Source organism: Halomonas litopenaei (assembly GCF_003045775.1).
Classification (GTDB): Bacteria; Pseudomonadota; Gammaproteobacteria; order Pseudomonadales; family Halomonadaceae; genus Halomonas; species Halomonas litopenaei.
The window spans coordinates 134,572-160,661 of the sequence record NZ_PXNS01000003.1 but is presented as its reverse complement, the minus strand read 5'-3'; the positions used below and the strand labels follow the sequence as shown (position 1 = coordinate 160,661).

The window sequence follows — 26,090 nt, the reverse complement described above, 5'->3', positions numbered from 1 at the left end:
CCCGGGGCTCTGGGCTTGTGACTCAATCTTTTCCAGCAAAGCGATGAGAGTCACGCACCACCAGCCGGCCTGGGAGCAGCGTTGGGTCACCAGGGATACGTCGATCGAGCAGGTGTGTGATGGCGCTGTCCACCACCGCATCGAGGTTCGGCTGGTAGCTGGTCAGACGGTAGCGCGGTGAGGCGGCCAGCTCGATATCGTCGAAGCCGACGATCGCCAGCTGTCCGTCGAGGCCGGCCTGGTGCAGGGCATCGAGGGCGCCGATGGCAAGGATGTCGTTTTCGCAGAACAGCGCATCCAGGCGCTGTGCCGCCGGTGTCCTTTGCAGGTAGTCGTGCATCGCCTGATACCCCAGGGCGTGGCGATAATCCGTGGCAGCCAGCGTGGCTGCCAGGGTCAGGCCGTGATCCTCAAGCGTCTGGCGATAGCCGTCGAGACGGGGCAGTCGTGATCTGCCGCTGTCGGGGCCGGCCAGATAGCCCAGCCGTCGATGACCTTCGCCGAGCAGCAGCCGGGCGATTTCGGCGCCAGCCGCATGCTCCTGAATTGCCACGATCTGCACCCCGTCCACCTCGGTGGTGCGAAACAGCTGCACCAGTGGCACGTGCTGGCGCTCGGTGGCAAAGCGCACGATGTCCTCGCTCAGCACCGTGCCGAGAAACAACAGCCCGTCGACCTGGAAGCGCTCGGCGATATCGAGCAGCTCACCGGAGCGCACCGGTGGCGAAATATTCAAGAGTATCGACAGCTGGCCCCGCTGTTGCAGCGCCAGGGTGGCGGCATTCAGCATCGCCTGGGTATGCGGATTGGCGAATTGATCGACGACGACGCCGATCAGTTGAGTGCGTCTTGTGGTCAGGCTTCGTGCCAGCAGGTTGGGGCGATAGCCCAGGGCTTCGGCGGCCTCCATCACGCGCTGTCGGGCATTCTCTGAGATCGAGGCGCCGGGAGTGAAGGCCCGCGACACCGTCCACTTGGAGACACCGGCCCGTTCGGCCACCTGGGCGGAGGTCACCTTGCGACCTTGGTCGCGATCGGAACGAATATTCATCGATGATCCTTGACGGAATTTTTCATTCCATACTAGGCTCGTGCTGGCCTGTTTGCAACCGGTTGCATCGGGTCGGATGACGGTGTTGACCCTCTTGAGGTGTTGGCATAGGTCGCCGTCGGAAGAGCCCTTTGTGCCCGCGCCGCCGCCGATGCGTCCACCCGAGCAACGGCGAAACCACACAGCCATATGACAAGGACAACGCCATGAAGCTCTCCATCTGTACCGATGTGATGGCGGACCTCAGCTTTACCGAGATGCTCGACAAGTGCGTGGCGCTCGGGGTGGAAGGTATCGAGATGACCGGTGGTGGCTGGTCGCCGGCGCCGCATTTTCGTGCCGACGAACTGCTCGCCGATAGAAGCCTGCTGGCCTCACGCCTGAAGGAGATCGACGCCCGGGGACTGAAGATCGCCACCTTGAACTGTTCCGGCAATCCGCTCGACCCGGGGGAACTCGGCGAGCGCCACCGAGGTGAGATCGAAAAGACCATCCGGCTCGCCGGTGAGATCGGGGTCAAGCGCATCGTCACCATGTCGGGCCTGCCGGCGGCGGCGCCGGGGGACAGCGTGCCCAATTGGCTCGTCTACACCAAGAGCTGGCCCGATGAGATGCCCGAGCGCGATCGGTACCAGTGGGAAGACTGCGCCTTTCCTTACTGGCACGGCCTGGTGAGGCTGGCCGATGAGGTCGGTGTCGAGCGATTCGCGCTGGAAAATTTTTCGGCGATGCTGGTGTGGAACCCCCAGACCCTGTTTCGCCTGCGTGACGAGGTCGGGCCCAAGGTCGGCATGAACCTGGACCCTTCGCACCTGTTCTGGATGGGGGCCTGCCCGATCGCCGCGGCCAGGGCACTGGGCGATGCCATCCACCACTGCCACGGCAAGGATACCCGCATCGAGCGGGGGCTGGCCGATGTCAACGGTCTGCTCGAGCTCGCCGAGGTCACCGACGTCGCCAATCGCGCCTGGAACTATGTGGCGGTGGGGGCGGGACATGACCTTCAGTGGTGGAAGGAGTTCTTCTCGGTGGTGCGGATGCAGGGCTACAACGACTGGGTCAGCCTCGAGATGGAGGACTTCACCATGTCCACCGAGGCCGGTATCCAGTCGTCGATCGATGCGCTGAAGCAGACCATCAGTCGTTAGCGATATGAATATGCTGGTCAAGGGTGCTGCCAAGATGGCCTGTCCGCGGCTGACATGCCTGCGGCTGGCGGAAAAGGGAAGCGATGCACCATAAAAAAGCCCCGCCGGTGGCGGGGCAAAGAGAGAGACGTTCCTTGGTCCGCCGATGACGCCAGCCCTTACCTGGGCTGCCGGAATCGGCGGAGTTTGTACGGTTACTGTTGCTGCACGATCCACTCGTGTTCAGGGTCGTTCTTGAACTTCCATTCGCGCTTGGGACCGGCCATCACGTTGAGGTAGTAAAGCTCGTAGCCGTGAGGTGCACCCACCGGGTGGTAGCCCCGAGGCACCATCACGCAGCAGCCATTGTCTACCGCCATGGTCTCGTCCAGCGAGCGGTCATCGGTGTAGACCCGCTGAAAGGCGAAGCCCTGGCTCGGATTCAGCCGGTGGTAGTAGGTTTCCTCGAGGATCGACTCCTCGGGCAGATTGTCGACGTCGTGCTTGTGGGGCGGATAGCTCGACCAGTTGCCTGGCGGTGTGTAGACCTCGACCACCAGCAGGCCGTCGGCGGGTTCGGTCTCCGGCAGGATGTCGTGGATATGCCGAGTGTTGGTGCCGCCGCCGCGGGTGGAGCACTTGACCTGCTGTGGCGCGATCAGCCTGGCCTTGTGGTTGCCGTGGCCCGGTGCGCTGCACACCGCGATCTCGAGATCGGTCAGTGCCTCGACCTCGAAGTCCGCTCCATCGGGCAGGTAGACCGAGTAGGGTGGCACCTTGTCGAAGATGTCCATGCGCTCGCCGATGTCCTCCCAGCGTTCGCCGGCGCCGGCGACGGTGGCACGTCCGCTCAACAGCACCAGGCAGTGTTCGCGAGAGCCGGTCTCGCCGCTCAGACGCTGGCCCTTTTGCAGCCGGTGGACACGAAAGCCGACGTGGTCCCAGCCAGCGGATTGCGGGGTGACTTCCAGCACCTTGCCGTCGGCGTCGGGGCTCTGGGGGCGTACAAGAAGCGATGTCATGGACAGGATCTCCTGTTGGTGGCCTGCCCGGTCGCGCAGGGCGCGGGGCGTGGGCGGGCCAGAGTGTCGAGGGGCGAGCTGGCGGCTAGCCCGAGGCGGGGGCCTCGGGAGACGAGCCCTTGTCGGCGGCGCTGTCCTGGCGCACGCCCAGGGCGATGGCCATGCTCTGGGCCAGGCACAGGGTGGCGGTGAGGCCGCGGAAGCTCTTCACTTCCGCTTCCTGTACCACCAGGGTCACGTCGGCGACGCGGGCCAGCGGGCTCAGGGTGGAATCGGTGATGGCAACCACCGGCACGCCTTTATCACGGGTCTGTTCGGCTACTTCGCGGGTTTCCGATGCGTAGGGCGAGAAGCTCACCGCCAGCAGGGCGTCACGGGGACCGATGGCCCGTGCCTGTTCCTGATGCATACCGCCCAGGGCATTGATCAAGAAGCAGCGTTTGTCGACGTGGTTGAGTGCGTACTGCAGGTAGCTTGCCACCGGGAAGGTGCGGCGCATGCCCATCAGGTGCACCGCCTCGGCGCCTTCCAGAAGGTCCAGCGCGCTCTCCAGCTGGCGCGGGTCGGTACGCCCGGGGAGTTGCTCGAGCATTTCCCGGTTGGCGTCGGCAAATTCCCACAGCAGTTGAGAGCCGCTGGGGGTCTCGCCGGTGGCGGAGCGCACCGCGTGGATGCGCTCTGAGTAGTTGGGCAACTCATCCACCAGGCGTGAGCGAAACAGCTTCTGCATGTCCGAGAAGCCCTTGAACCCAAGGCTGTTGGCAAAGCGAATCAGCGTGGACGGCGTGACGCCCGCCTGCTCGGCCAGCCTCGCCACGGTGGAAAAGGCTACTTCCTGCGGGTGATCGAGCAGAAAACGCGCCGTCTGCTGCAGGCGACGGCTGAGGTCGGGGTACTGCTCGGTGATCTGCGCTTCCAGCGCGCTGAAATCCTGAGGTAGCTCTGCCATGGCGGTTCACTCGGTTGCAGGGTGTTGCCCAGCGTTGGCCGTCGTCTGGGATCACCCTAGTCGGTTGGGAATAAAAATTCCATTTATGCTTTAGTATAGAACGTTTGGATGGAACGTTTCATTCAGTGCCAAGGCTATCATTGTTCCCCTGTAGGAGGGGGGGGCGCCTTGTACTTTGGTCGACAAGTTGCGGCCACGCCGTCGGTCTTCGTGGGCTCGAAGCCGAGCCCAGATGATTGATTAGCGGGAAAAAGCCACAATCAGCTGAATGCCAAGGCACCAGAGGAGGAAACATTCCCTCTATTTGATCTTGGGAATTTTTGTTCTAAAGTGCGACCTAACCGGTTGCAAACAGTTCTGATGTGACGTTTCCGGCACCTTCTTCTCGGCTCAGGGAGCGCCCCATGCCATCTCGATCACTGCACTTTGCCCTTAACCATATGGTCTGTCCTCGCTACTCCATCGAGCAGCTGATGCGCCTGGCCGTCGAGCTCGGCATCGACGCGGTGGAGCTGCGCAACGATGTCGGCGACAACAGCCTGGCGACCCTCGAGCAGGCCGTTGCCGCCGGAGAGCTGGCCCGGGAGCTGGGTCTGAGCGTGCTCAGCGTCAATGCGCTGTATCCGTTCAATGTGTGGGACAAGGAGCGCGCCGTTCAGGCCGAGCACCTGGCCGAACGGGCAGCGGCGGCGGGCGCCCGGGGTCTGGTGCTGTGTCCGCTGGTCGCCGCGCCCGACGAGGCACCAACAGCCACCGATGTGGTCAAGGCGCTGGTGGAGCTGGGGGCAACCCTGGATCGTCACGGGCTCGTGGGGTTCGTCGAGCCACTGGGCTTTCCTGACTCGTCGTTGCGACTCAAGGCTGACGCTTTGGCCGCCATCGACGAGGCCGTCGCCATCCTGGGGCCATCGGAGCCGGCGCGCTTTTCGCTGGTGCACGACACCTTTCACCATCGAGGGGCCGGTGAAGCGGCACTGTTCGCCGCGCGCACCGGCCTGGTTCACCTGTCCGGCGTCGAGGATCCGACGCTGACCTTCGACGCCATGCTCGACGGCAACCGGGTGCTGGTGGGTGAGGGCGATCGTCTCGACAACGTCGAACAGGTGCGTCGCCTGCTCGCCGATGGTTATCGCGGCTACCTGTCCTTCGAGCCCTTCGCCGAGTCGGTACACGCGCTGCAGGATCCGGCGGATGCCCTCGCGCGCAGCATTGACGTCATCCGCGATGGAGTGGCCTGAATCGCCGCTGTGACCGCCACATCCATCGCGGTTGACCACGCGGCGATCCACCCGTGTCGGGCTGAACGCCACCCACCTGGTTCAGTGACAACGTCCTGAACCTGAGCGTGAACAATGATAAGGAGACTTCCATGAAAATCGCCCTCGACCCCTTCATGCATCGCCACGTGCCCCTGGAAAAGCTGCCGCGCCTGGCCAAGGACCTGGGATACGACTATCTCGAGCTGTCGCCCCGGGATGACTTCTTCGACTGGTTCGTCCACCCCCGGGTGTTCCCGTCCCGCCTGCGCTCCTTCAAGCAGGCGCTCAAGGACAGCGAGGTCGAGATCGCCTCGCTGCTGCCGATGTTCCGCTGGGCCAGTCCCCACGAGGACGAGCGCCAGGCGGCGGTGAAGTACTGGAAGAAGGCCATCGAGGTGGCGGTGGAAATGGGTGTGGACACCATGAACTCCGAGTTCGGTCGTGGCCCGCATCCCGAGCGTGGCAGTTGTTCAGCCTGCTGCCATGGCGGCGCCACCACCGAATCCAGCGAGGCCGCCTGGTGGCGCTCGATGGAGGAGCTGGTACCGATCTTCGAGCGCGAGGGCATCCAGCTCAACGTCGAGCCACACCCGGATGACTTTGTCGAGACGCTGCACCCGGCGGTGGACATGATTCGTACCATCGACTCGGACAACGTGAAGTTTCTCTACTGCGCACCCCATACCTTCCACTTTGGCGATGACATGGCGCAGATGATCCGTGACAGCGCCCCGGTGCTGGCCCACGTCCACGTGGCGGATACCTTCAATCACAAGGGATCGTCGGGGCTGCGCTACATCATCAATCCGCCGGGCTCCACCGCCCGCATCCACCAGCATCTGGATATCGGCCAGGGCGAGATCGACTGGGATCTGTTCTTCAAGACGCTGGCCGAGGTCGGCTTCGACGGCATCATGACCGCCTGTGTGTTCGCCTGGGAAGAGCGCGCAGAAGACTCCTCGCGCTTTATGCGCCAGGAAATCCAGCGCTACGTCGATACCTACTTCAACCTACGCTGAGGCTCGTCCTGGCCGCGCTACCTCCACGCCCTGTCCGGCGCCACCGGGCGGGGCGACTTGCCGCCCGGGAGCGTGACGGCAGGCTCTCGTGCTTCCCGGACACTGCTACGACCAAAGATGAACTGAATCGGCTGTTCCAGAGATTGAACGAGTGGAATATCAGTTCTATCATGGATTCAAATAGAACGAACAATCCAAAGTCGTCGGGACGCCCGTCACGGGCAGAGCACGGCTTATCGTGACCACACCAGGGTGACGCCATGACCACCAACAAGACGCTGGACCTAATCTGCCTGGGCCGAGCGGCCGTGGATTTCTACGGCGAACAGATCGGCAGCCGGCTCGAGGACATGTCGTCCTTCAACAAGTACCTCGGCGGCTCGTCGGCCAATATCGCCTACGGTACCGCTCGCATGGGGCTGAAGTCTGCCATGCTGACGCGGGTCGGCGACGAGCACATGGGGCGCTTCGTACGCGAGGAACTGGCCCGGGTGGGCGTGGACGTCAGTCAGGTCATCACCGACCAGGAACGACTCACCGGTCTGGTGATCCTGGGCATCAAGGATCAGGACACCTTTCCGCTGATCTTCTATCGCGACAATTGCGCCGACATGGCGATCAGTGCCGATGACATGGATCCCGAGTTCATCGCCTCCAGTCGGGCGCTGTTGATCACCGGTACCCATTTCTCCACCGACGGCACCTATCAGGCCAGCAAGACCGCCATCGAATACGCCAAGGCGGCCGGCACCAAGGTGATTCTCGATATCGACTATCGTCCGGTGCTGTGGGGCCTGACCTCGCTGGGTGACGGCGAGACCCGCTTTATCTCCGATGATGGTGTCAGCGCCCACCTGCAGACCATTCTGCCGGACCTGGACCTGGTGGTCGGCACCGAGGAAGAGGTCCACATCGCCGGTGGCAGCACCGACACCATCACCGCGCTCAAGCGCATTCGCGAGCTGAGCGATGCCTCCATCGTGCTCAAGCTGGGCGCGCAGGGCTGCACCGTGCTCGACGGTGAGATTCCCGACAGCGAGTCCGAGTTCGAGGTATTCACCGGGGTGCGTGTCGAGGTGCTCAATGTGCTGGGTGCCGGTGACGCCTTCCTCAGCGGTTTCCTGCGCGGCTGGCTCAACGGCGAAAGTCATCAGCAAAGCTGTGCCTACGCCAACGCCTGCGGGGCCCTGGTGGTCTCCCGCCACGGCTGTGCCCCGGCGATTCCCAGCAGCGAGGAACTCGACGACTACCTGAGTCGCGCCGAGGATATCCCGCGTCCCGACCTGGACACGCGGCTCAACCACCTGCACCGGGTCACCACCCAGCGTAGCCCGACGCAGTGGTCGGATCTGTGCGTGCTGGCCTTCGACCATCGCAAGCAATTCTACGACATGGCCCGGGAGGTCGGCGCCGACCCCGGAAGGATCAAGACGTTGAAACGGCTGCTGGTGCAGGCGGCGGAGCAGGGCGCCGGACATATCGGTGACAGCCAGATGGGCGTGCTGATCGACGACACCTACGGTCAGGATGCACTCAATGACGTGACCGGGCGCGGCTGGTGGATTGGCCGCCCGGTGGAGTTGCCGAGCTCGCGTCCCATCGAGCTGGAAGGCGGGCGCAATATCGGTGCCCGACTGGCCGCCTGGCCTCGCGAGCACATCGTCAAGTGCCTGGTGTTCTACCACCCGGAGGACCAGCTCGACCTGCGCCGCACCCAGGAGCGCCAGGTGGTGGAGCTGTATGACGCCTGCCTCAGGACCGGGCATGAGCTGCTGCTCGAGATCATTCCGCCCAAGGATCAGCAAAGCGATGACGATACCTTTCTCAACGCCATGCAGCGCTTTTACAACCTCGGCGTCTATCCCGACTGGTGGAAGCTGCCGCCGCAGACCCCCGCGGCCTGGGAGCGCATCAGCGTGCTGCTGGCGCGACGCGCCCCCCACTGTCGCGGCGTGGTGATGCTGGGGCTCGATGCGCCCCTCGATACGCTCAAGAAGGGCTTCATGGACAGCGCCGGGTTCGACGTGTGCAAGGGCTTCGCGGTGGGGCGCTCGATCTTTGCCGAGCCCAGCCGTCGCTGGCTCGCCGGCGAGGCCGACGACCAGGCGCTGATCGACGATGTCGTCGCCAATTACCGCGAACTGGTGGACTGCTGGAAAGAACGCCAGAGCGTCTGAACGAGAATGAGCGAAATGGGGTGCGCGTGGTAGCGCTCCCAGACCATGACCAAGATAACGATAATCCGGGTCCCCTCAGGACCCGGCAGCCATCTCCGAGAGCATTGCCATGTCCACGATTCGACTGACCATGTCCCAGGCGGTGATCCGCTACATGCAGGCCCAGAAGGTGAACGTCGCCGGCCAGATCAAGCCGCTGTTTCCCGGCGTCTGGGCGATCTTCGGCCACGGCAACGTGGCCGGCCTCGGCGAGGCGCTGTATCAGGCCCGTGAGACGCTGCCGACCTACCGCGCCCACAACGAGCAGGCCATGTGCCACGCCGCCATTGCCTTCACCAAGACGCTCAATCGGCGCCAGGTGATGGCCTGTACCGCCTCCGCCGGTCCTGGTTCGGTGAACATGGTAACCGCGGCGGCGGTGGCCCACGTCAATCGACTGCCGCTACTGCTGCTGCCGGGCGACACCTTCGCCACGCGCAAGCCCGATCCGGTGCTGCAGCAGGTCGAGAACTTCCACGACCACACCCTGACCTCCAACGACTGCTTCAAGCCGGTGAGTCGCTTCTTCGATCGCATCACCCGGCCGGAGCAACTGCTGACGTCGCTGCCCCAGGCGATGCGGGTGCTGACTGACCCGGTGGAGTGTGGTCCGGTGACCCTGGCGCTGCCCCAGGACATCCAGACCGAGGCCTACGACTATCCCGAGCATTTCTTTGTCGAGAAGGTGCACCACCTGCGCCGTCAGGCCGCCGATCCGCGCGAGCTCGACGATGCCATCGCCTTGATCCGCTCGGCCGAGCGACCGCTGCTGGTGGCCGGTGGCGGCGTCCACTACGCCGAGGCGCTGTCAGAGCTCGACGCCTTCGTCAGCCGCTACCAGGTGCCGGTGACCGAGACCCAGGCGGGCAAGGGCGCGTTGCCCTGGGACCATGCCAGCAACGTCGGCACCCTGGGTGTGACCGGTTCAGCCGCCGCCAACAGCCTGGCCCAGGAAGCGGATCTGATCATCGCCGTGGGCACCCGGCTTGGCGATTTCGCCTCTGGCTCCCGGGCGCTGATCAACCCCGAGGCGAAGATACTGTGTCTCAACGTGGCCTCCTTCGATGCGGTCAAGCACTACGCCCAGCCGCTGGTGGGCGATGCCCGCCTGAGCCTTGTCAGCCTGAAGGACGGGCTCGAGCAGGGCACCGCCCCGTGGCGGCCGGCCTCGTCCTGGAGCGAGCGGGCGGCCGCGCTGCGCGATGACTGGAATGCCACCGTGGAACGGGTGACCCAGGATCGCGGCACCGGGCTGCCCTGTGACGCCGAGGTGGTGGGGGCGGTCAACCGCGCCGCCGGCGAACGCGACATCGTGGTGTGTGCCGCGGGGGGCCTGCCGGGCGAGCTGCAGAAACTGTGGCGTACTCGCTTCGATCGCGGCTACCACATGGAATACGGCTACTCCTGCATGGGCTACGAACTTGCCGGAGGCCTCGGCACCAAGATGGCGCTGCCCGATTCAGAGGTGTTCGTGATGGTCGGTGACGGCTCCTACCTGATGATGAACTCGGAGATCGCCACCTCGGTAATGCTGGGGCACAAGATCATCGCGGTGGTGCTCGACAATCGCGGCTATGGCTGCATCCATCGACTTCAGCAATTCTGCGGCGGCCCCGGCTTCAACAACCGGCTGGAGGACTGCCTGAGCGTCGAGGCCGGCGCGCCCAAGACCGACTTCGCCGCCCACGCCGCCGCCCTGGGCGCCAATAGCGAGAAGGTCGCCAATATCGCTGAGCTTGAGCAGGCCCTCGAGCGCGCCAAGGCGTCCGACATCAGCTATGTGATCGCCATCGACACCGATGGCCTCAACGACACCAAGGAAGGTGGTGCCTGGTGGGACGTGGCGGTGCCTGAAGTCTCGCCGCGTCAGGAAGTGGTGGACGCCCGCGAGCGCTATCAGTCCCACAAGGCGCGTCAGGCCAGAAATCTCTAGGCCCGAGTCCGCTCTGCCACAACAACCAAATATTCCAGGCGCGCCGGCGCCTGGAGCACCGAACGCCGGAGGACGCCATGAGCATAAGACTGGGCATCAACCCCCTGACCTGGACCAATGATGACCTGCCCTCGCTGGGCGGAGACACCCCGCTGGAGACCTGCCTCGCCGAGGGACGAGAGGCCGGTTTCGACGGCTTCGAGCTGGGCCACAAGTTTCCCCGCGACGCCGCCACCCTGGGGCCGATCCTCGAGCGTCACCAACTGTCGCTGGTGTCAGGCTGGTACAGCGCCGAGCTTTTGACCCGCAGCGCCGAGGAGGAGATCGCAGCGCTGACGCCCCATCTGGAACTGCTCAAGGCGCTCGGCGCCAGGGTCATGGTGTTCTGCGAGGTCTCGCGCTGCGTGCATGGACAGATGGGGGTACCGCTGAGCCATCGCCCCACCATGAGCGACGAGGAATGGACGCTGTTTACCGAGCGCCTTGACCAGGTGGCCGAACACTGCCAGCGCGAGGGCGTGCAGATCGCCTATCACCACCATCTGGGAACGCTGGTGGAATCCGAGGCCGACATCGACCGGCTGATGGCGGCCACCGGACCGGCGCTGGGCCTGCTTCTGGACACCGGCCACCTGGTGGCTGCCGGTGGCGATCCGTTCGGCGTGCTCGAGCGTCACGCTGCACGCGTCAACCATGTGCACTGCAAGGATATCCGTGCCGAGGTGCTGGCCGATGTGCGCAACCGCAACCGGAGCTTCCTGGAAGGGGTACTGGACGGCATGTTCACCGTGCCCGGTGATGGCTTCATCGACTATGGCCGGTTGTTCCAGGGGCTGGTCGCGCACGACTACCAGGGCTGGGTGGTGGTGGAGGCCGAGCAGGATCCCGCCGTGGCCCATCCACTGACCTATGCCCGCAAGGGCTATGACCATCTTGCACGCTGCTGCGACGAGGCCGGGCTGGCCCTGGCCTCGTGACAGCGACCCCCGTGCCGATGTCTTCAGTCATCTGTTCGATAACTCTTTGTATCAGGAGCACCGCATGACCATTCTGGGCAACTTTATCGCCGGCCAGCCCCAGGCCAGCCACAGTGGCCGCACTGCCGAGGTCTTCGACCCGGCCAGCGGCGAGGTGACACGTCAGGTAGCACTGTCCAGCGCCGACGAGACCCGTGACGCCATCCGCGTCGCCGACGAAGCCTTCCCCGGCTGGGCCAAAATGTCACCGCTCAAGCGTTCACGCATTCTGTTCAAGTTCAAGGCGCTGGTGGAAGAGCACGCCGACGAGATCGCGCGGCTGATTTCCTCCGAGCACGGCAAGGTGTTCTCCGACGCCAAGGGCGAGCTGACACGCGGGCTCGAGGTGGTGGAATTCGCCTGCGGCATACCGCACCTGCAGAAGGGCGAACATTCCCTCAACGTCGGCACCGGTGTCGACAGCTTCTCGCTGATGCAGCCGCTGGGCGTGTGCGCCGGCATCTCGCCGTTCAACTTCCCGGCCATGGTGCCGATGTGGATGTTCCCGGTGGCGCTGGCCTGCGGCAACACCTTCGTGATGAAGCCATCGGAGAAGGATCCGTCCACGCCGATGCGCCTGGCCGAGCTGCTCAAGCAAGCCGGCCTGCCGGATGGCGTGTTCAACGTGGTCAACGGCGACAAGGAGAGCGTGGACGTGCTGCTCACCGATGAGCGGGTGCAGGCGGTCAGCTTCGTCGGCTCGACGCCCATCGCCGAATACATCTACGCCACGGCGTCTGCCCACGGTAAGCGGGTTCAGGCGCTGGGCGGCGCCAAGAACCACATGGTGGTGATGCCCGATGCCGACCTCGACCAGGCGGTGGATGCGTTGATGGGCGCGGCCTACGGCAGCGCCGGCGAGCGCTGCATGGCGATCTCGGTGGCGGTGCCGGTGGGCGAGGAGACCGCCGAGCGGCTGCGTGCCAAGCTGGTCGAACGGCTGCAGACGCTGAGCGTCGGCCCCGGCATCAAGGATGGACCCGACCACGACATGGGGCCGCTGGTCACCCGCGTTCACCTGGACAAGGTGGTCGGCTATATCCAGGCCGGCGTCGACGAGGGCGCCGAGCTGGTGGTGGACGGACGTGAGGCGACCATCGACAACGCCGGCAATGGCTTCTTCGTCGGTGGTTCGCTGTTCGACCACGTCACGCCGGGCATGCGCATCCACCGCGAGGAAATCTTTGGCCCGGTGCTGGCGATCGCCCGCGTCGACAGCTTCGAAGACGCCCTGGCCATGGTCAACGACCACGAATACGGCAATGGTACCGCCATCTTTACCCGTGACGGCGCCGCCGCTCGCCAGTACTGCGAGCGCATCCAGGTCGGCATGGTCGGCGTCAACGTGCCGATCCCGGTGCCCATGGCCTTTCACAGCTTTGGCGGCTGGAAGCGCTCGCTGTTCGGCCCGCTGCATATGCATGGCCCCGACGGCGTGCGCTTCTACACCCGCATGAAGACCATCACCCAGCGCTGGCCCAGCGAGGTACGTGATAGCGGCGGTCACTTCACCATGCCGACGCTGTAGCTGTACCTGTGGTCCTGTGACTGCGTATGACGCCGTAGCGGTGCGTGTGTCGCCTTGGCGGTGCATCAAGCGTCCCGCTTCGGCGTTGGTGCCCTGTCCCGTCGGCGATGCTGCAGCGTACCGGGGGCGGAGGCTATCCGGTTGCGCCGCTTCACGCTTGCCAAGGCGCCGAATCCGGCGCCTTCCTTTTGGCTATCGCGGCAGGTGTTGAATCGTGGGACTGGAGCGAGTGGTTATGGCGGATAGACGATGTTTGTGTGCGCCAATTCAGTTAAAGATGTCGTCATGGATTACGTTATTTACAATTTTGTCGGATCAGGCGTTCGAGTCGACTAAAGTATAGAACGTTTGGTTTGTTGTTTTTTATTTCGGAATGTATGTTTCATTTGGTGTGGGCCGTGGAAAAACATGGACCGCCGAGGTTGGAGCCCTGACCGTTTGCAACCGGTCACAAGGGCCATCGATCCTCCAATAACAAGTGGACAACGTTATGAGCACAGAAGCGGCAGGGGCGCAGGCGACCGCGACAGCGGACGACAACGCCCAGAGCGAAGAGCTCGAATATCAACGCATTCCCCCCAGCCGGCAGTTGAGCGGCAAGTACTTTCTCGGGGCCTACTCCGGTGAGCACGTGGCCGGCACCGAATTCGTCATCGGCGCAGCGCTGGTCACCTTAGGTGTTTCCACCGGTGATCTGATCTGGGGCCTGATTCTCGGTAATTTCATGGCGGTGCTGTCCTGGGCCTGGATCTGCAGTCCGGTGGCTACCCGCACCCGCATGACGGTGTACTGGTTCCTGGCCCGGCTTGCCGGCAAGAAGATCTCCACCGTCTACAACATCCTCAATGGTGTCTTCTACGCCGTCATCGCCGGCGCCATGATCACGGTCTCGGCCTCGGCCTTCCGGGTGCTGACCGATATTCCGCCCCAGGTGGGACTCTATCCCACCAGTGCCAGCTTCGTGATCCTGGCGCTGCTGGTCGGCGCCTTTACCGTCTGGCTGACCCTCAAGGGCTTCAAGCGCATCGCCAACTTTTCCACCGTATGCGCGCCCTGGATGGCGATCATGTTCCTGGTCAGCGGTATCCTGTCGATCCCCATCGTCACCCACCTGGGCGCCGAGCAAGGCATCGATGGCCTGGGCAACGTGCTCGGTGCACTGGTGTGGACCGGCGTTACTCCCGAAGGCGAGCCTGGCATCAACATGTGGGTCATCGCCGCCTGGGCCTGGGGCATCAACCTGCCGATGCACCTCGGCATGAGCGACATGAGCATCCTGCGCTTCGCGCGCAAGTCCTCCTACGGCTACTTTTCAGCCTCTGGCATGTACATCGGCCACTTCATGGCCTGGGTCTGTGCGGGCATCCTTGGCGCCACCTCGGCGATGCTGCTCAAGGAAGCCATGGTCGATCTTGATCCGGGCGCCATCGCCTTCCGTCTGCTCGGCGCCATGGGGCTGGTGGCGGTAGTGATCGCCGGCTGGACCACTTCGATCCCCAGCCTCTATCGCTCCGGGCTGGCGTTTCAGGCGGTGTTCCATCGTCACAAGCCGTTCAACGTTGCCCTGGTGGTGGGGGCTGCCACCACGGTCGTCGCCTGCTTCCCGTTCGTCTTCGGTTCGCTGCTCAACGTCCTGTCCTACTTCGTGATGATGATGGCCCCCATCGGCGCGATCATCGCCGCCGAGCATTTCCTGCTGCCGCGCCTGTCGATCCGCCCGCTGTGGCGCGAACATCAGGGGCTCGAGGACAATCGTCCGGCCATGCTGACCTGGGCCATCGGGGTGATCCTCGGCGTCGTGCTCATTGCCCTGCCCCAGGTGCATCTGTTTGTCGTGTTTCTCCCGGTGTGGACCCTGAGCTTTCTGCTCTACCCGCTGCTGTGCCGCCGGATGGGCGCGAACACCGAGTCCGGTATCGACTATTACGAAGAGGCCTATGGCCCGGTGGATCCGCCGGAACTGCCCGGCGAGTCGCCCCAGGCGCAGCCCGCGGTCAATCGTCGTGATCCGCTGTACCTGATCTCGTTTGCCTGCCTGGTGATCATCATCCTGGCGGCACTGTGGTCATGGACCGGTGACAACGCCGCTGTCGTCGACTACGTGGAAACCTTCAAGTGGCTGGTGATTCCGCTGTCGCTGGTGTACTTCGTGTGCGCTTCGATCTGGATTCATCGTCGTCGCCCGGCGGCGGCGCTTGCCGCAGACGATCCCCATGTGTGATGACCCCAACCCTCAACAAGGCTAAGTGACATGGCCGCCCGAGCGATCGGGCGGCCACGCCACCTGGCTCTGGCACCAGCGCCGCGACGCTGGTAGAGCCTTGACGCTGCCCACACGACGTTTTCGACCCATGCGAGGGCAGCAGGTGCGATTTCAACAAGTGGTCAATAACAGAAAGGAGCCAGACATGACGCTATCTATCGGCATCATCGGTACCGGAGCCATCGGCAAGGAACATATGCGCCGGCTGAACCATACCCTCAAGGGTGCGAGGGTGGTGGCCGCCAGTGATGTCGGCCTCGAGCAGGCACAGGCCGCCATCGACGAGGTCGGCATCGAGGCCAGGGCCTATGCCAGCGGCCACGACGTCATCAACGCCGCCGAGGTCGACGCCGTGGTGGTGACCTCCTGGGGACCGACCCACGAGGAATTCGTACTGGCCGCCATCGAGGCGGGCAAGCCGGTATTCTGCGAAAAGCCACTGGCCACCACCGCCGAGGGCTGCCTGCGTATCGTCGAGGCCGAGATTGCCTCGGGTCGTGCGCTGGTCCAGGTAGGCTTCATGCGCCGTTTCGACTGGGCATACCGCCAGCTGAAGGCGCTGCTCGACGAGGGTGGCATCGGCCAGCCGCTGATCGCCAAGTGCGCGCATCGCAATGCCCAGGCCAACTTCTCCGGCGATGCGGGCCTGATCGATTCCTGCGTCCACGAGTTCGACGTGATGCGCTGGCTGCTGGAGGACGACTACGTCAGCGCCCAGGTCATCCAGCCGCGGGTTTCCAGCCTGGTGGAGGGTGATCTGCAGGACCCCTCGCTGATCATCCTGCGCACCCGCAAGGGCATGGTCATCACCATCGAGAGCTTCCTCAACTGCCAGTACGGCTATGACATTCGCTGCGAACTGGTGGGGGAGAGCGGCGTTGCCGATCTGCCGCAACCGGCGAGCGTGCCGCTGCGTCACAGCGCACGGGATTCGCTGGGCGTGATCACCCACTGGAAGGACCGCTTTATCGACGCCTTCGATGTGGAGTTTCAGGAGTGGGTCGATGCCACCGCCAAGGGCGAGCGGCATGGCCCTACCGCCTGGGATGGCTATGTGGCGGCGGTGACCAGTGACGCCTGCGTCAAGGCGCGGCATTCGCAGCAGGTCGAGCCGATCGCGTTGGCCGAGCGTCCCGCCTTCTACCGCTGAAACTGGTGTCACGCTGCCTGCCCTGATAGCGCGGGCGTCTGACATCATTGGCCACGGGCGTCGCTATGCTCGGCGCCCGCGACTTTTTCTTGGGGCCACGAGTGTCTTGGCGCCGTGGCACGAATCACGCCAGTCGAATATGCTGTTGGCCGGCCATTCCCGCCAGATCCTGAAGCCTGGCGGGAGCATAAGCAAAACGAGGCACTGGCCACGCCCGCTGTCGACTGGAGACCCCCTCAATGCGTCATCTTCGAAGCCGTGGCCTCAAGGCCCTGACGGCTGTGCTCGCCGGTAGCATGGTGCTGACCGCCGCAAGCGCCCACGCCCAGACCCGCCTGACCTACAAGTCCGCCTCCGCCGGTACCGCCTACTACCAGATGGGAGTGGAGCTGTCCGAGGCGATCAAGGCCGGCACCGAGGGTGACATGACCCTGACCCTGGAAGAGAGCCAGGGCTCGGTGCAGAACGTCATGGAGGTGATGGCGCGTCCCGGCAACTACGTCTTCACCTCGCCGCCCGGCCTGGTGACCCGCGCCCGCGAGGGTACCGGCCCCTTCGAGAGTCGCAACCATCCGCGCTTGCAGGACATTCGTGCACTCTTCCCGATTCCCTCGCTGACCATGCACTTCGTGGTGGCGGGCGAGCAGGACACCCTCGGCATCGATGAACTGGCCGGCAAGCACCTGCTGATCGGCCAGGGCTCCTTCGGTGCCCGCGAGGCCGCACGCTATCTCGAGCTATTCGACCTCGCCGACCAGGTCGAGGTCGACGACGCCGACGTGGGCAGTGCCCCCGACGCGCTCAAGAACGGCCAGATCGACGCCTTCGCCACCGCCAGTTCCTTTCCCGCACCCAACGTGATCGAGACCGCCGCGAGCCATGATGTCGGCCTGGTGTCGTTCACCGAAGCACAGGTCGAGGCCACTGGCGCCGCGCCCCAGACCATCCCCGCCGGCACCTACGCGGGTATCGACGAGGACGTGCTGACCACCTCGCTGCCGGTGGTGGCCTACACCACCAGCGCGATGGACGAGGACACCGCCTACACCCTGACCAGGACCTTCTGGGAGCGCCGCGAGGCCATGGCCGAGACCTCACCCTGGTGGCAGGCGATCTCGCCGCAGATGCTGACCAACCTCGAGGGGCCGCTGCACCCCGGCGCCCTGCGCTACTACGACGAGGTCGACGTGAAGGTGCCCGAGGCCCTGCGCTGAGACGATCCTGTCCAGATCTCGACCCGGCGGGCCCCTGTGGGCCCGCTCCGTTTCATCGATGATGTGCTGATTTCATGAACTCAAGCGACGCTTCTTCGTCGGCCACAGCGGCCGACGCGCGTGATCCTGTTCGTTCGCCGTGGCCGGGTGCCCCGTTATGGATCGCGCTCGGTGCCCTGTCGGTGGTGTTTCACCTGGGACTGATCTTCCACGGCCTGACGCCGGCACTGATCAGTCGGCCACTGCACATGGCGCTGGTGTTGCCCTGGGTGCTGGTGTTTTCCGCCCGCACGCCGTGGCAGCGCATCAGCGGCCTGGGGCTGACCGCCCTCGGTATCGCCGCCTGCGGCTATATTGCCTTGAACGAGGACGCCCTGAGCGGCCAGTACGGCTTTATCGACACCCCCCTGCAGATGGCGGTGGGTCTACTGCTGATTGTGGTGGCGCTGGAGGCCGCCCGGCGTGCCATCGGCTGGCCGCTGCCGCTGGTGACCGCGATCGCGCTGGGCTATGCGGCCCTGGGCCAGTACGTGCCCGGCGAGTTTGGTCATCCTGGCCTGCCCATGGCCAGCCTGGTCGGTTCGCTGACCATCGCCGAGGGCGGGCTGTGGGGCAAGCTGACCGGGGTCAGTGTCTCGGTGGTGGCGATCTTCGTGATCTTTGGTGCGGTGCTCAACGCGGGCGAGGCGGGGCGTGGCTTCATGAACCTGGCCGGCGCCGCGGCGGGCCGCCTGACCGGTGGCGGCGCCAAGGTATCGGTGATTTCTAGTGCGCTGATGGGCTCGATCTCGGGCTCGGCGTCGGCCAACGTAGCTTCCACCGGAGCCATCACCATCCCGTCCATGGCGCGACTCGGCTATCCACGCTCGCTGGCGGCGGCGGTGGAAGCGGTGGCCTCGTCCGGGGGCCAGATCATGCCGCCGTTGATGGGCGCAGGGGCCTTCGTCATGGTCGAGCTGACCGGCACCCCCTACACCGAGATCATGGCCGCGGCGCTGCTGCCGGCCTTTCTCTACTTCGCCACGGTGTGGCTCGGCATCAACGCCTTCGCCACCCGTTTCGATCTCAAGCCGGTGGCCGCCGAGGACCGCCCGGCAGCGCGTGAGGTGATCACCACCGCACTTTTCTTCGCGGTGCCCTTTGCGATCCTGCTCGAGCGCATCTTCCACGCCGGCAATACCCCCCAGTACGCCGCCAGCGTGGCGATCTTCGCAGGCCTTGCGCTGTTGGCCATGAACACCGAGCTGAAGGTGTCGGGGACGGAGTTCCGCGCCCGCCTGGCCCAGGCAGCGCTGACCGCCGGGCGCCAGATCGCGGTCATCGGCGCGATCATCCTGTGCGCCTCCCTGGTCATCGGGGTGCTGTCGCTGACCGGGCTCGGGGTCAAGGTCACCTCGGCGATACTGTCGCTGTCCGGTGGGCAGCTGTGGCCGGCGCTGCTGCTTATCGCCCTGGCCTGCCTGGTGCTGGGCATGGAGGTGCCGACTACCGCCGCCTACGTCATCTGCGTCTCGGTGGCGGGGCCGGCGCTGACCGAACTGGGCCTGCCGCTGCTGACCGCCCACCTGTTCGTGTTCTGGTTCGCGCTGCTGTCCACCATCACCCCACCGGTATGTGGTGCGGTGTTCATCGCCGCCGGCATGGCCGACGAGAACTGGCTGAAGGTGGCGGGCAAGGCCATGGCGCTGGGGGTCGGGCTCTACGTCATTCCGCTGGCGATGGTCGCGCACCCGGCGCTGCTCGACCTTGGCTCCGGCGTCTTCGCTGCCCTGGCCACCACCCTGGGCGTGCTGATCGGCCTCGGCCTGGTGTCCTACGGGCTGATCGGGCGTTTCGCCTGGTGGCTCAGGGCTGCCCTGGTGGCACTCGGGCTCGGTGTCATCTTCGTACCCTGGCCGGTGTAAAAGCGTGGTGGCAAGTATCGCGTCGCTCCGTCAGGTTTAGCCTCGATCCGCGCGACGACTCGTCTCCCTGAAGTGCTCTGCCATGGCGTCGTTGGCGCCCAGCATCGGCCCCTGCTCCCTGTCCGGGAACAGGGGCCGATTGGCGTAAAGGATCCAGGTATCCAGGGCGGGCCCCAGGGGCTGAATCAGCCGCAGCCGGTCGGGATGACGCTCGATGGCGTCCTCGGCGACGATGGCGGCGTCGGCCTGGCCGTCCAGCAGTTGCTCGAGGGCGGCGACGATGGTGGGGGCGTCGTGTTCCGCGAAGGTCGAAAGGTCGGTGTAGTGGCGGGTGGCGGGCTGTCGCAGCACGCTTTTCGGCTGGGCCACGTCAGCGCGGGCTACCAGCGCCAGCGGGCGGCTGGGGGCGATGAAGGCGTCCACCGGAAAGGCGCGATGCATGAAGCGCCCGACGCAGTCGGCGTGGCTGGGGTGGGCGCTGACCTGCAGCACATAGTCGTAGCCCCCGGCGACCAGTTCCTCGAAGGCGCCGATGAAGTCATCCACCAGGCTGATCCGGGGCTCGATGTCGGTGAGGTCAGGCTCCTTGAGCCTGCGATCGTCGAGGTAGCGGGCGAGCACCAGGGCGTGGTTGCTGTCCTCGGGGCCGAGGGTGGCGAAGTGCATGGCGGTCTTCCCCTGTGGTGTGGTGCGTGGATAGCCATTGATGGATGCGGAGCAAGGAGTCGTTCGGGGTGACGGGGGGCGTCGGGCTCTCCCTGTCGCAGGGACCTTGTAGGCGAAAGCTTGCTGTCGGGCAACTCTGGTCGCACTGTCAGGGCGCTTCGTCTCTGGCAGAATAGCCCTCCTACCGGGCAAGCGATCAAGGAATCCCAATGGCTCACCTGTTGCGCATCGTGATGATCCACGGCCACCTCGAGGGGGTGGTCGAGCTGGACGTCGACGGCCATACCAACATCTGCGGCACCAACGCCTCGGGCAAGACCACGCTGCAGCGGCTGGTCCCGGTGTTCTACGGTGAGCTGCCCAACAAGGTGGTGCCCAAGACCCGCAAGAAGTTCGACGCTTTTTATCTGCCCAACCGCAACAGCTACCTGATCTACGAGTACCGCCGCGAGGCGGGCAACGTCTGCCAGGCGGTGCTGACCCGCAAGAGCGACGGTGGCGTCGAGTATCGCTTTGTCGGTGCGCCCTACCAGCCCGGGCACTATCTGGTGGAGAGCGAGGCCGGGGTGGCGGCGCTGGACTACAGCGACTGGGCCAGCCAGCTGCGTCGTGAGGGAATTCCGGTGTCGCCCAAGCTCGGCGCTACCTCGGAGTTTCGTTCGGTGATCCAGAACGACTTCACCCACCAGCAGGGCAACCGCAAGGAAAGCCTGCGCCTTCGCCAGATGGCTGCCCAGTTCAGCCTGGTCAAGCCGGAGCATCGCATCCGTCATATGGAGAAGCTGATCAGCGCGGTGCACGCCAAGGAGGGCAAGATGGATACCCTCAAGACCATGCTGGCGGCGATCTTCGAGGAGGACGGCGTCGAACTGCCGGTGACCCGCATCCGCAATACCAAGGCGCGGGAGTGGATCGCCCAGATGCGCCAGTCCAAGCGACTGGAACCGCTGGAGCGATCGCTTGGCAAGCTCGATGAGCTCGATCAGGAGATCGCCGAGCGCGAGACGACCCTGTGGCAGTTGAAGCCCCAGCTCGAGGCCGACCGCCACCGCGCCGAGCGCACCCTGGCCGACGCCGAGGCCGAGATCGGCAACCGCCAGCGCGAGTTCCAGGAGCGTGAAGCCGCCTACGAACAGGCCCGCGATGCCCTCAACGACCGCTTGAGCGAGATGACCAGCGAGCTGGAGCAGACCCAGCGCGAGCTTTCTGACCTGCAGGCGACCTTCGAGGCCTACGAGGAGGCCGACATGCCGGCGCTGGAGCGTGACGTCCAGGCGCTGCCCCAGTGGCGCGACCAGAGCCAGCAGCTGCGCGAGCACCTGGCGGTGATGCAGAACGCCTTCCAGGAAAGCCAGTCACGCCTTGAAGGACGCCTGCGTGAGTTGGGCGATGAGCTGGCCCGCCAGACCGAGGAGACCCAGGCGCGCATCGACGAGCTGGGCGAGACCCGCGAAGAGCTGCGTGACCAGCAGTGGCGTCAGGAAAGCGAGCTCGAACAGCGCTACCAGCAGCAGCGCCAGGAGCTCGACGAGAGCTACCGTGAGCGCCTGGAAAGCGGCGTCGAGCGGCTGGCCGAGCTCAAGGCCCAGTTGGCCGCCAGCGCTGCCAGCGCCGAGGAAATCCAGGAGGCGGAGCTGGCCCAGGCTCGCCTCGACCAGGCCCAGACCGACCGCGAGGCGGCGAGCGAGACGCTGGGGGCGCTGCGCGAGGAGCTCGACACCCTCAAGCGCGCCCGTGATCAGGCCGAAAAGGAACTCGACGAGGCCCGTCATCAGCTCGCCAGGGCCGAAGCTCACACCTATGGCCTGCACCAGCAACGTGATCCGGCCCAGGGCACACTGCGTCATTTCCTGCGCTTCCATCGTCCCGGCTGGGAGCAGCGTCTGGGCAAGGTGATCGCGCCGGAGCTGCTGGAGCGCCGCGACCTGTCGCCCCGTGTCGGTGAGCAGGACCACGATGAGCTGTTCGGGGTGGGCCTGGATCTGGCCGCGGTCGAGGTGCCCGAGTACGCCCAGGAGGAGGCCAGCCTGCTGGCCGCCATCGAGCAGGCCGAGGCCGCCCAGGTGCGTGCCGAGAGCGCGGTGCAGGCCGCCGAGCGCCAGATGAAGGCGGCCAACGAGCGGGTGCAGTCCGCCGAGGAAGCGGTGCGCCGTGCGCGCATGGAGCTCAAGCGCGCCGAGTCCGAGGTCGACTACGCCCGCGACGCGCGCAGCCAGCTGCAGGAGCGTCACGCCCGCCAGCAGAAGGCGCGGCGTCAGGGCCTGGAGGAGGCGCTGGCCGCCCAGCGCGCCAGCCACGATGGGCTGAAGGAGGAGAAGCGCGCCGCCCTGGATACCCTGGCCAAGACCCACCAGGCGCAGATGCTGGAGGTGAAGGCCGACGGCCAGAGCCGCCTCGACGGCGTCGATGACCAGATCCGCCAGTTGAAGCAGTACCAGAGCGACCAGAAGAGCGAGCATCAGCGCCAGCGCAAGGAGCTAGAGGCGGCCTTCGACCGTGAACTGCAGGAGCAGGGCGTGGACCTGGCCTCGCTGAAGGACACCAAGGCGCGACTGGCCTCGCTGGACGAGCGTATCCGGCTGACCGCTTCGCGCCAGGAGCAGCTGGAAGACTATCGCCGCTTCATGCGCCTGGACTGGGGCCAGCGCAAGCCCGAGCTGGTCGACAAGGAAACCCGGCTGGTACGCGACAAGGAGGGTGCCGAGCGCGAACGAGAGCAGCGCAAGGCCGAATTCCAGTCCGACCGCGCCGCCCACCAGCAGGCGCTGGGCGAACTGAAGGCCCAACGCAGCGCCGAGGCCGAGGTGATCGACGCCTTGAAGCCACTGCTGGTGCAGGTCGAGCAACTGCCGCTGGACCCCTCTCCAGCGCCCCGGCACGATGCCCCCGGCGACGTCCACGAGCGCATCGAGCGCACCCGCCAGGCGCTGTCGGAGCGTGCTCGTGAGATGGACGCCCTGCGCAAGGGCTGCGAGCAGGTCGAAAGCGAGCTGATCAAGGGCGCCAGCACCGGCTTTGTCGATACCATGAGCGCCGAGCGCGCCAAGCTGCGCGAGGATGACGCCGCCGACGGTGCCGAGCCCAGCCCGCGCCGGCTGCTGCCGCTGCTGCGCGGGATGCTCAAGCTGCTCGAGGACCAGCAGCAGCAGCTGGTCCAGCAGGGGCGCAATCTCGGCGCCGATCTGGACAAGTTCTTTACCGTCTTTCGTGACCTCAATCGGCGCATCAGTGCCCAGAGTCGGCGGCTGTCCGAAGAGGTCGCCGACGACCTGCGCCTGGAGGGCATCACCAAGGCCGAAGTGCGCATTCAGTCGACCATCGACGAGCTGGGCTTCTGGGAGCCGCTCAAGCGCTTCGCCCAGGACTATCGCGACTGGCAGGAGACCGGCGGACTGCCGGGGGACGACTACCTCAACGCCCTGGCCGACGTGGTCGACCTGCTGCGCAGCGACCAGCAGTACAGCTTCGAGAGCCTGCTGCGCCTGGAATTGCACCTTAACGAGGGCGGCACCGACCTGGTGATCAAGAACGATCGCCAACTGCTCGAATCCTCGAGCCATGGCATGGCCTACCTGATCCTGTGCAAGTTCCTGCTGGCCTTTACCCGATTGCTGCGCGGCCAGGCCGAGATCAGCGTGCACTGGCCCATCGACGAGATCGGCACCCTGGCCTATCACAACGTCGAGAAGCTGTTCGAGGCCTGCGACAGCAACCATATCCACATCGTCGGCGCCTTCCCCAACCCGGAGTCCGACGTGCTGCTGCTGTTCCACAACCGCTACCTGATCGACCGTGACGCCGCCCAGCCGGGCCGGCGCCGGCTCAAGCGCATCGAACCGCGGTTGAGCAAGCTGGCTCAGCGTCTCAAGCAGCGCAGCGCCGAGGAGGTCACCCAATGATCGAACATGGTCCCCTGCTCGAACGGCTGCTGGCCGGCGAGTTCATCTGCGCCGTCAGCGACGAGAGCGCCTTTCGCAAGCTCCAGGACGAGGAGGTGCGCGAGCAGATCGACATCTACCTGCGCCCGCTCAACCGCCGCCTGGCCACCAACGAGGATCGCAGCGTCCACTTTCTGGCCTGGCGTCAGCTCAACGAAGACGCCCGCGAGCAGCTGTCGCGCCAGCTCGGCGAGACCGTCAACAGCCTGCTGCCGCTGCTCGAATGGCTGCAGCTGGTGCAGGAGGCGCTGGGCCAGGACTCCCTGGCGGCCCCCGGCGACGTGCTCAAGCCCGCCGAGTTCAGCGCCAAGTGCGAGGACAACCAGAGCCTGCGCGAGCGCCTGGAGCGGCTGGCCACCGATCCCTTCTTCGGCTCCCAGAGCGAGCAGCTCGACGCCCAGATGAAGCAGGTGTTCAAGCGTCTGAAGGAGCACGGCTACCTGCTGCAGCCCCACGCCGACCGCCAGGTCTTTCTGGTGACCGCCAAGATCGACTATCTGGTGGAGCTGGTGCGCTTTATCCGCGACGAGGAGAACCTGCCGGTGGATGACGAGGCACCGGCCCGCCAGGAGACGCTGCTATGAGCGAGGAACACTCGCTCGAGAGCCGGCTGGTCGCCACCGGCACCGAGCGGTTGTCGCTGCTGGGGCGCTACGCCGACGTGCTGATGCAGGGCTATACCCGCGACGAGGTGCCGCTGGAGACCCTCACTGAAGGCGCCCTTCGCAAGCTGTTGGCGGCGCGGATTGTGTGGCGGCCCGACGAGCACGGCGCGGTCAAGCTGACCCCCAAGGTGCGCGAGCTGATCGCCGAGATGCTGGCCGACGAGACCCGCCGTCACGTCAACGCCGACGTCGGCGAGACCCTGGAGCAGATCCGCAACCTGGTGCAGAGCTACCGCGAGGCGGTCAGCCTGGGCGAGCACTGGCAGCAAGGGCCGCTGATGCTGCGTCTGCGCCAGGAGGTGGACGACCTCAACGGCCGCTTCGCCGACGCCATCGACAGCCTGTGGCAGCGGCTCAACAGTGACTTCGGCTTCGTCAGCCGACTCAACGACAAGATCCGCGAGAACGACCGCGCCCAGAAGCAGATCGTGCGCCTGCTCGACGGCATGGCGCTGATCGACTTCGACGAGCTGATCGATCTGGTCGGCAGCGACGGCGCCCTGCGCAAGCTGCTGATCAGCCAGCTTCAGCAGCAGTTGAGCCAGCACTACACCAACCTGCGCGAGGTCCAGGGAAGACTGATCGAGCTGATGGCGCGCTTTCGCCAGCAGCAGAAGCAGAGCCGGCTGGTGGCCGGCATGGCCGCCTTCCTGCGTGAGCATCCGGGCTTTGTGCCGGGCAACTACACCCGGCGCAGCGAGGTGCCGGAGCTGTTCAACCACGCAAGTCCGCTGCACGCCGCCGCCGCCCCGGCGCTGGATCACCACCGCGACGCCGAGGTGCTCACGGGGCTGCTGCACCAGTTGCCGGTGGCGGTTCACCGGCCGGAGCAGGCCGAGGTGGCAGGCCCTGCCATGGTCGAGGCGCAGAGCATGGTAGAGGCCCGCCAGCAGGCGCTCAAGCAGGATGTGGAGCGCTTCTACCTGGACGTGGTCGACCAGCAGGCGCCCGCCGCTGGCGCCTCGTCGGGCACCAGCGCCCTGGCGTACCTGAGCGAGAGCGAGCTCGAGTGGGACCCGGAGATCTGGCTGTTTCAGGTCATCGCCGAGTACCAGGGCCTGCCCCGCGAGGAGCAGCGCGCCTTTCGGCTGATCCCCGACGAGAGCCCGGCCGGGCCCTTCAACGACGTCCAGTTGATCCACGACGTCAGCCTGGCGCTGGTGGTCTAGG

The 26,090-nt window shown here is 65.4% G+C and carries 18 protein-coding genes; 14 read left to right on the top strand and 4 right to left on the bottom strand.

Features of this window, described 5'->3' with window-relative positions; genetic code table 11:
- Window positions 1-22: 22 nt before the first annotated feature.
- Complete coding sequence (locus tag C6W88_RS05865; RefSeq protein WP_045993149.1) at window positions 23-1,051, bottom strand: LacI family DNA-binding transcriptional regulator; 1,029 nt, start codon at window positions 1,049-1,051, stop codon at window positions 23-25.
- A 206-nt stretch (window positions 1,052-1,257) separates the two neighbouring features.
- On the opposite strand from C6W88_RS05865, the gene C6W88_RS05860 reads away from it, so the two are divergent.
- Window positions 1,258-2,199, top strand: coding sequence for a sugar phosphate isomerase/epimerase family protein (locus tag C6W88_RS05860; protein ID WP_108131845.1), 942 nt, complete (start codon window positions 1,258-1,260; stop codon window positions 2,197-2,199).
- Window positions 2,200-2,393: 194 nt separating this feature from the next.
- Here C6W88_RS05860 and iolB read toward each other — a convergent pair whose 3' ends face one another.
- Complete coding sequence (iolB, locus tag C6W88_RS05855) at window positions 2,394-3,200, bottom strand: 5-deoxy-glucuronate isomerase (RefSeq protein ID WP_045993151.1); 807 nt, start codon at window positions 3,198-3,200, stop codon at window positions 2,394-2,396.
- Between the two features lie 85 nt (window positions 3,201-3,285).
- Window positions 3,286-4,149, bottom strand: a complete 864-nt coding sequence (locus C6W88_RS05850) for a MurR/RpiR family transcriptional regulator (protein WP_045993152.1) — start codon at window positions 4,147-4,149, stop codon at window positions 3,286-3,288.
- 404 nt (window positions 4,150-4,553) lie between these two features.
- Between C6W88_RS05850 and C6W88_RS05845 the strand changes: the two genes are divergently transcribed.
- From C6W88_RS05845 to C6W88_RS05800, 10 genes are all read left to right on the top strand, one after another.
- On the top strand, window positions 4,554-5,387 hold the full coding sequence (locus tag C6W88_RS05845) for a TIM barrel protein (RefSeq protein WP_108131844.1): 834 nt from the start codon (window positions 4,554-4,556) through the stop codon (window positions 5,385-5,387).
- A gap of 131 nt (window positions 5,388-5,518) precedes the next feature.
- Complete coding sequence (locus tag C6W88_RS05840; RefSeq protein WP_108131843.1) at window positions 5,519-6,427, top strand: sugar phosphate isomerase/epimerase family protein; 909 nt, start codon at window positions 5,519-5,521, stop codon at window positions 6,425-6,427.
- A gap of 260 nt (window positions 6,428-6,687) precedes the next feature.
- Window positions 6,688-8,604 (top strand): bifunctional 5-dehydro-2-deoxygluconokinase/5-dehydro-2-deoxyphosphogluconate aldolase, encoded by a 1,917-nt coding sequence (locus tag C6W88_RS05835; protein ID WP_108131842.1) that lies wholly within the window; start codon window positions 6,688-6,690, stop codon window positions 8,602-8,604.
- Between the two features lie 109 nt (window positions 8,605-8,713).
- Complete coding sequence (gene iolD / locus C6W88_RS05830) at window positions 8,714-10,576, top strand: 3D-(3,5/4)-trihydroxycyclohexane-1,2-dione acylhydrolase (decyclizing) (protein WP_108131841.1); 1,863 nt, start codon at window positions 8,714-8,716, stop codon at window positions 10,574-10,576.
- Between the two features lie 77 nt (window positions 10,577-10,653).
- Window positions 10,654-11,553, top strand: coding sequence for a myo-inosose-2 dehydratase (gene iolE / locus C6W88_RS05825; protein WP_045993157.1), 900 nt, complete (start codon window positions 10,654-10,656; stop codon window positions 11,551-11,553).
- 64 nt (window positions 11,554-11,617) lie between these two features.
- Entirely contained in the window at window positions 11,618-13,120 is a 1,503-nt protein-coding gene (locus tag C6W88_RS05820; protein ID WP_108131840.1) for a CoA-acylating methylmalonate-semialdehyde dehydrogenase, read from the top strand.
- A 490-nt stretch (window positions 13,121-13,610) separates the two neighbouring features.
- Complete coding sequence (locus tag C6W88_RS05815) at window positions 13,611-15,341, top strand: purine-cytosine permease family protein (RefSeq protein ID WP_108131839.1); 1,731 nt, start codon at window positions 13,611-13,613, stop codon at window positions 15,339-15,341.
- Window positions 15,342-15,528: 187 nt separating this feature from the next.
- On the top strand, window positions 15,529-16,533 hold the full coding sequence (locus C6W88_RS05810; protein WP_045993160.1) for a Gfo/Idh/MocA family oxidoreductase: 1,005 nt from the start codon (window positions 15,529-15,531) through the stop codon (window positions 16,531-16,533).
- A gap of 239 nt (window positions 16,534-16,772) precedes the next feature.
- A complete protein-coding gene (locus C6W88_RS05805; protein ID WP_108131838.1) occupies window positions 16,773-17,747 on the top strand; it encodes a TAXI family TRAP transporter solute-binding subunit in 975 nt (324 codons plus the stop codon).
- Between the two features lie 74 nt (window positions 17,748-17,821).
- A complete protein-coding gene (locus C6W88_RS05800; protein WP_108131837.1) occupies window positions 17,822-19,651 on the top strand; it encodes a TRAP transporter permease in 1,830 nt (609 codons plus the stop codon).
- A 36-nt stretch (window positions 19,652-19,687) separates the two neighbouring features.
- Here C6W88_RS05800 and C6W88_RS05795 read toward each other — a convergent pair whose 3' ends face one another.
- On the bottom strand, window positions 19,688-20,317 hold the full coding sequence (locus tag C6W88_RS05795; protein WP_071211124.1) for a hypothetical protein: 630 nt from the start codon (window positions 20,315-20,317) through the stop codon (window positions 19,688-19,690).
- Window positions 20,318-20,526: 209 nt separating this feature from the next.
- Between C6W88_RS05795 and C6W88_RS05790 the strand changes: the two genes are divergently transcribed.
- From C6W88_RS05790 to C6W88_RS05780, 3 genes are read left to right on the top strand one after another with little or no spacing between them, the layout of a single operon-like run.
- Entirely contained in the window at window positions 20,527-24,216 is a 3,690-nt protein-coding gene (locus C6W88_RS05790) for an ATP-binding protein (protein ID WP_108131836.1), read from the top strand.
- Window positions 24,213-24,839 (top strand): condensin complex protein MksE, encoded by a 627-nt coding sequence (locus C6W88_RS05785; RefSeq protein ID WP_045993163.1) that lies wholly within the window; start codon window positions 24,213-24,215, stop codon window positions 24,837-24,839. The genes C6W88_RS05790 and C6W88_RS05785 overlap by 4 nt, the downstream gene beginning before the upstream one ends.
- Entirely contained in the window at window positions 24,836-26,089 is a 1,254-nt protein-coding gene (locus tag C6W88_RS05780) for a hypothetical protein (protein ID WP_108131835.1), read from the top strand. Before C6W88_RS05785 ends, C6W88_RS05780 begins: the two co-directional genes overlap by 4 nt.
- Window position 26,090 lies beyond the last annotated feature (1 nt).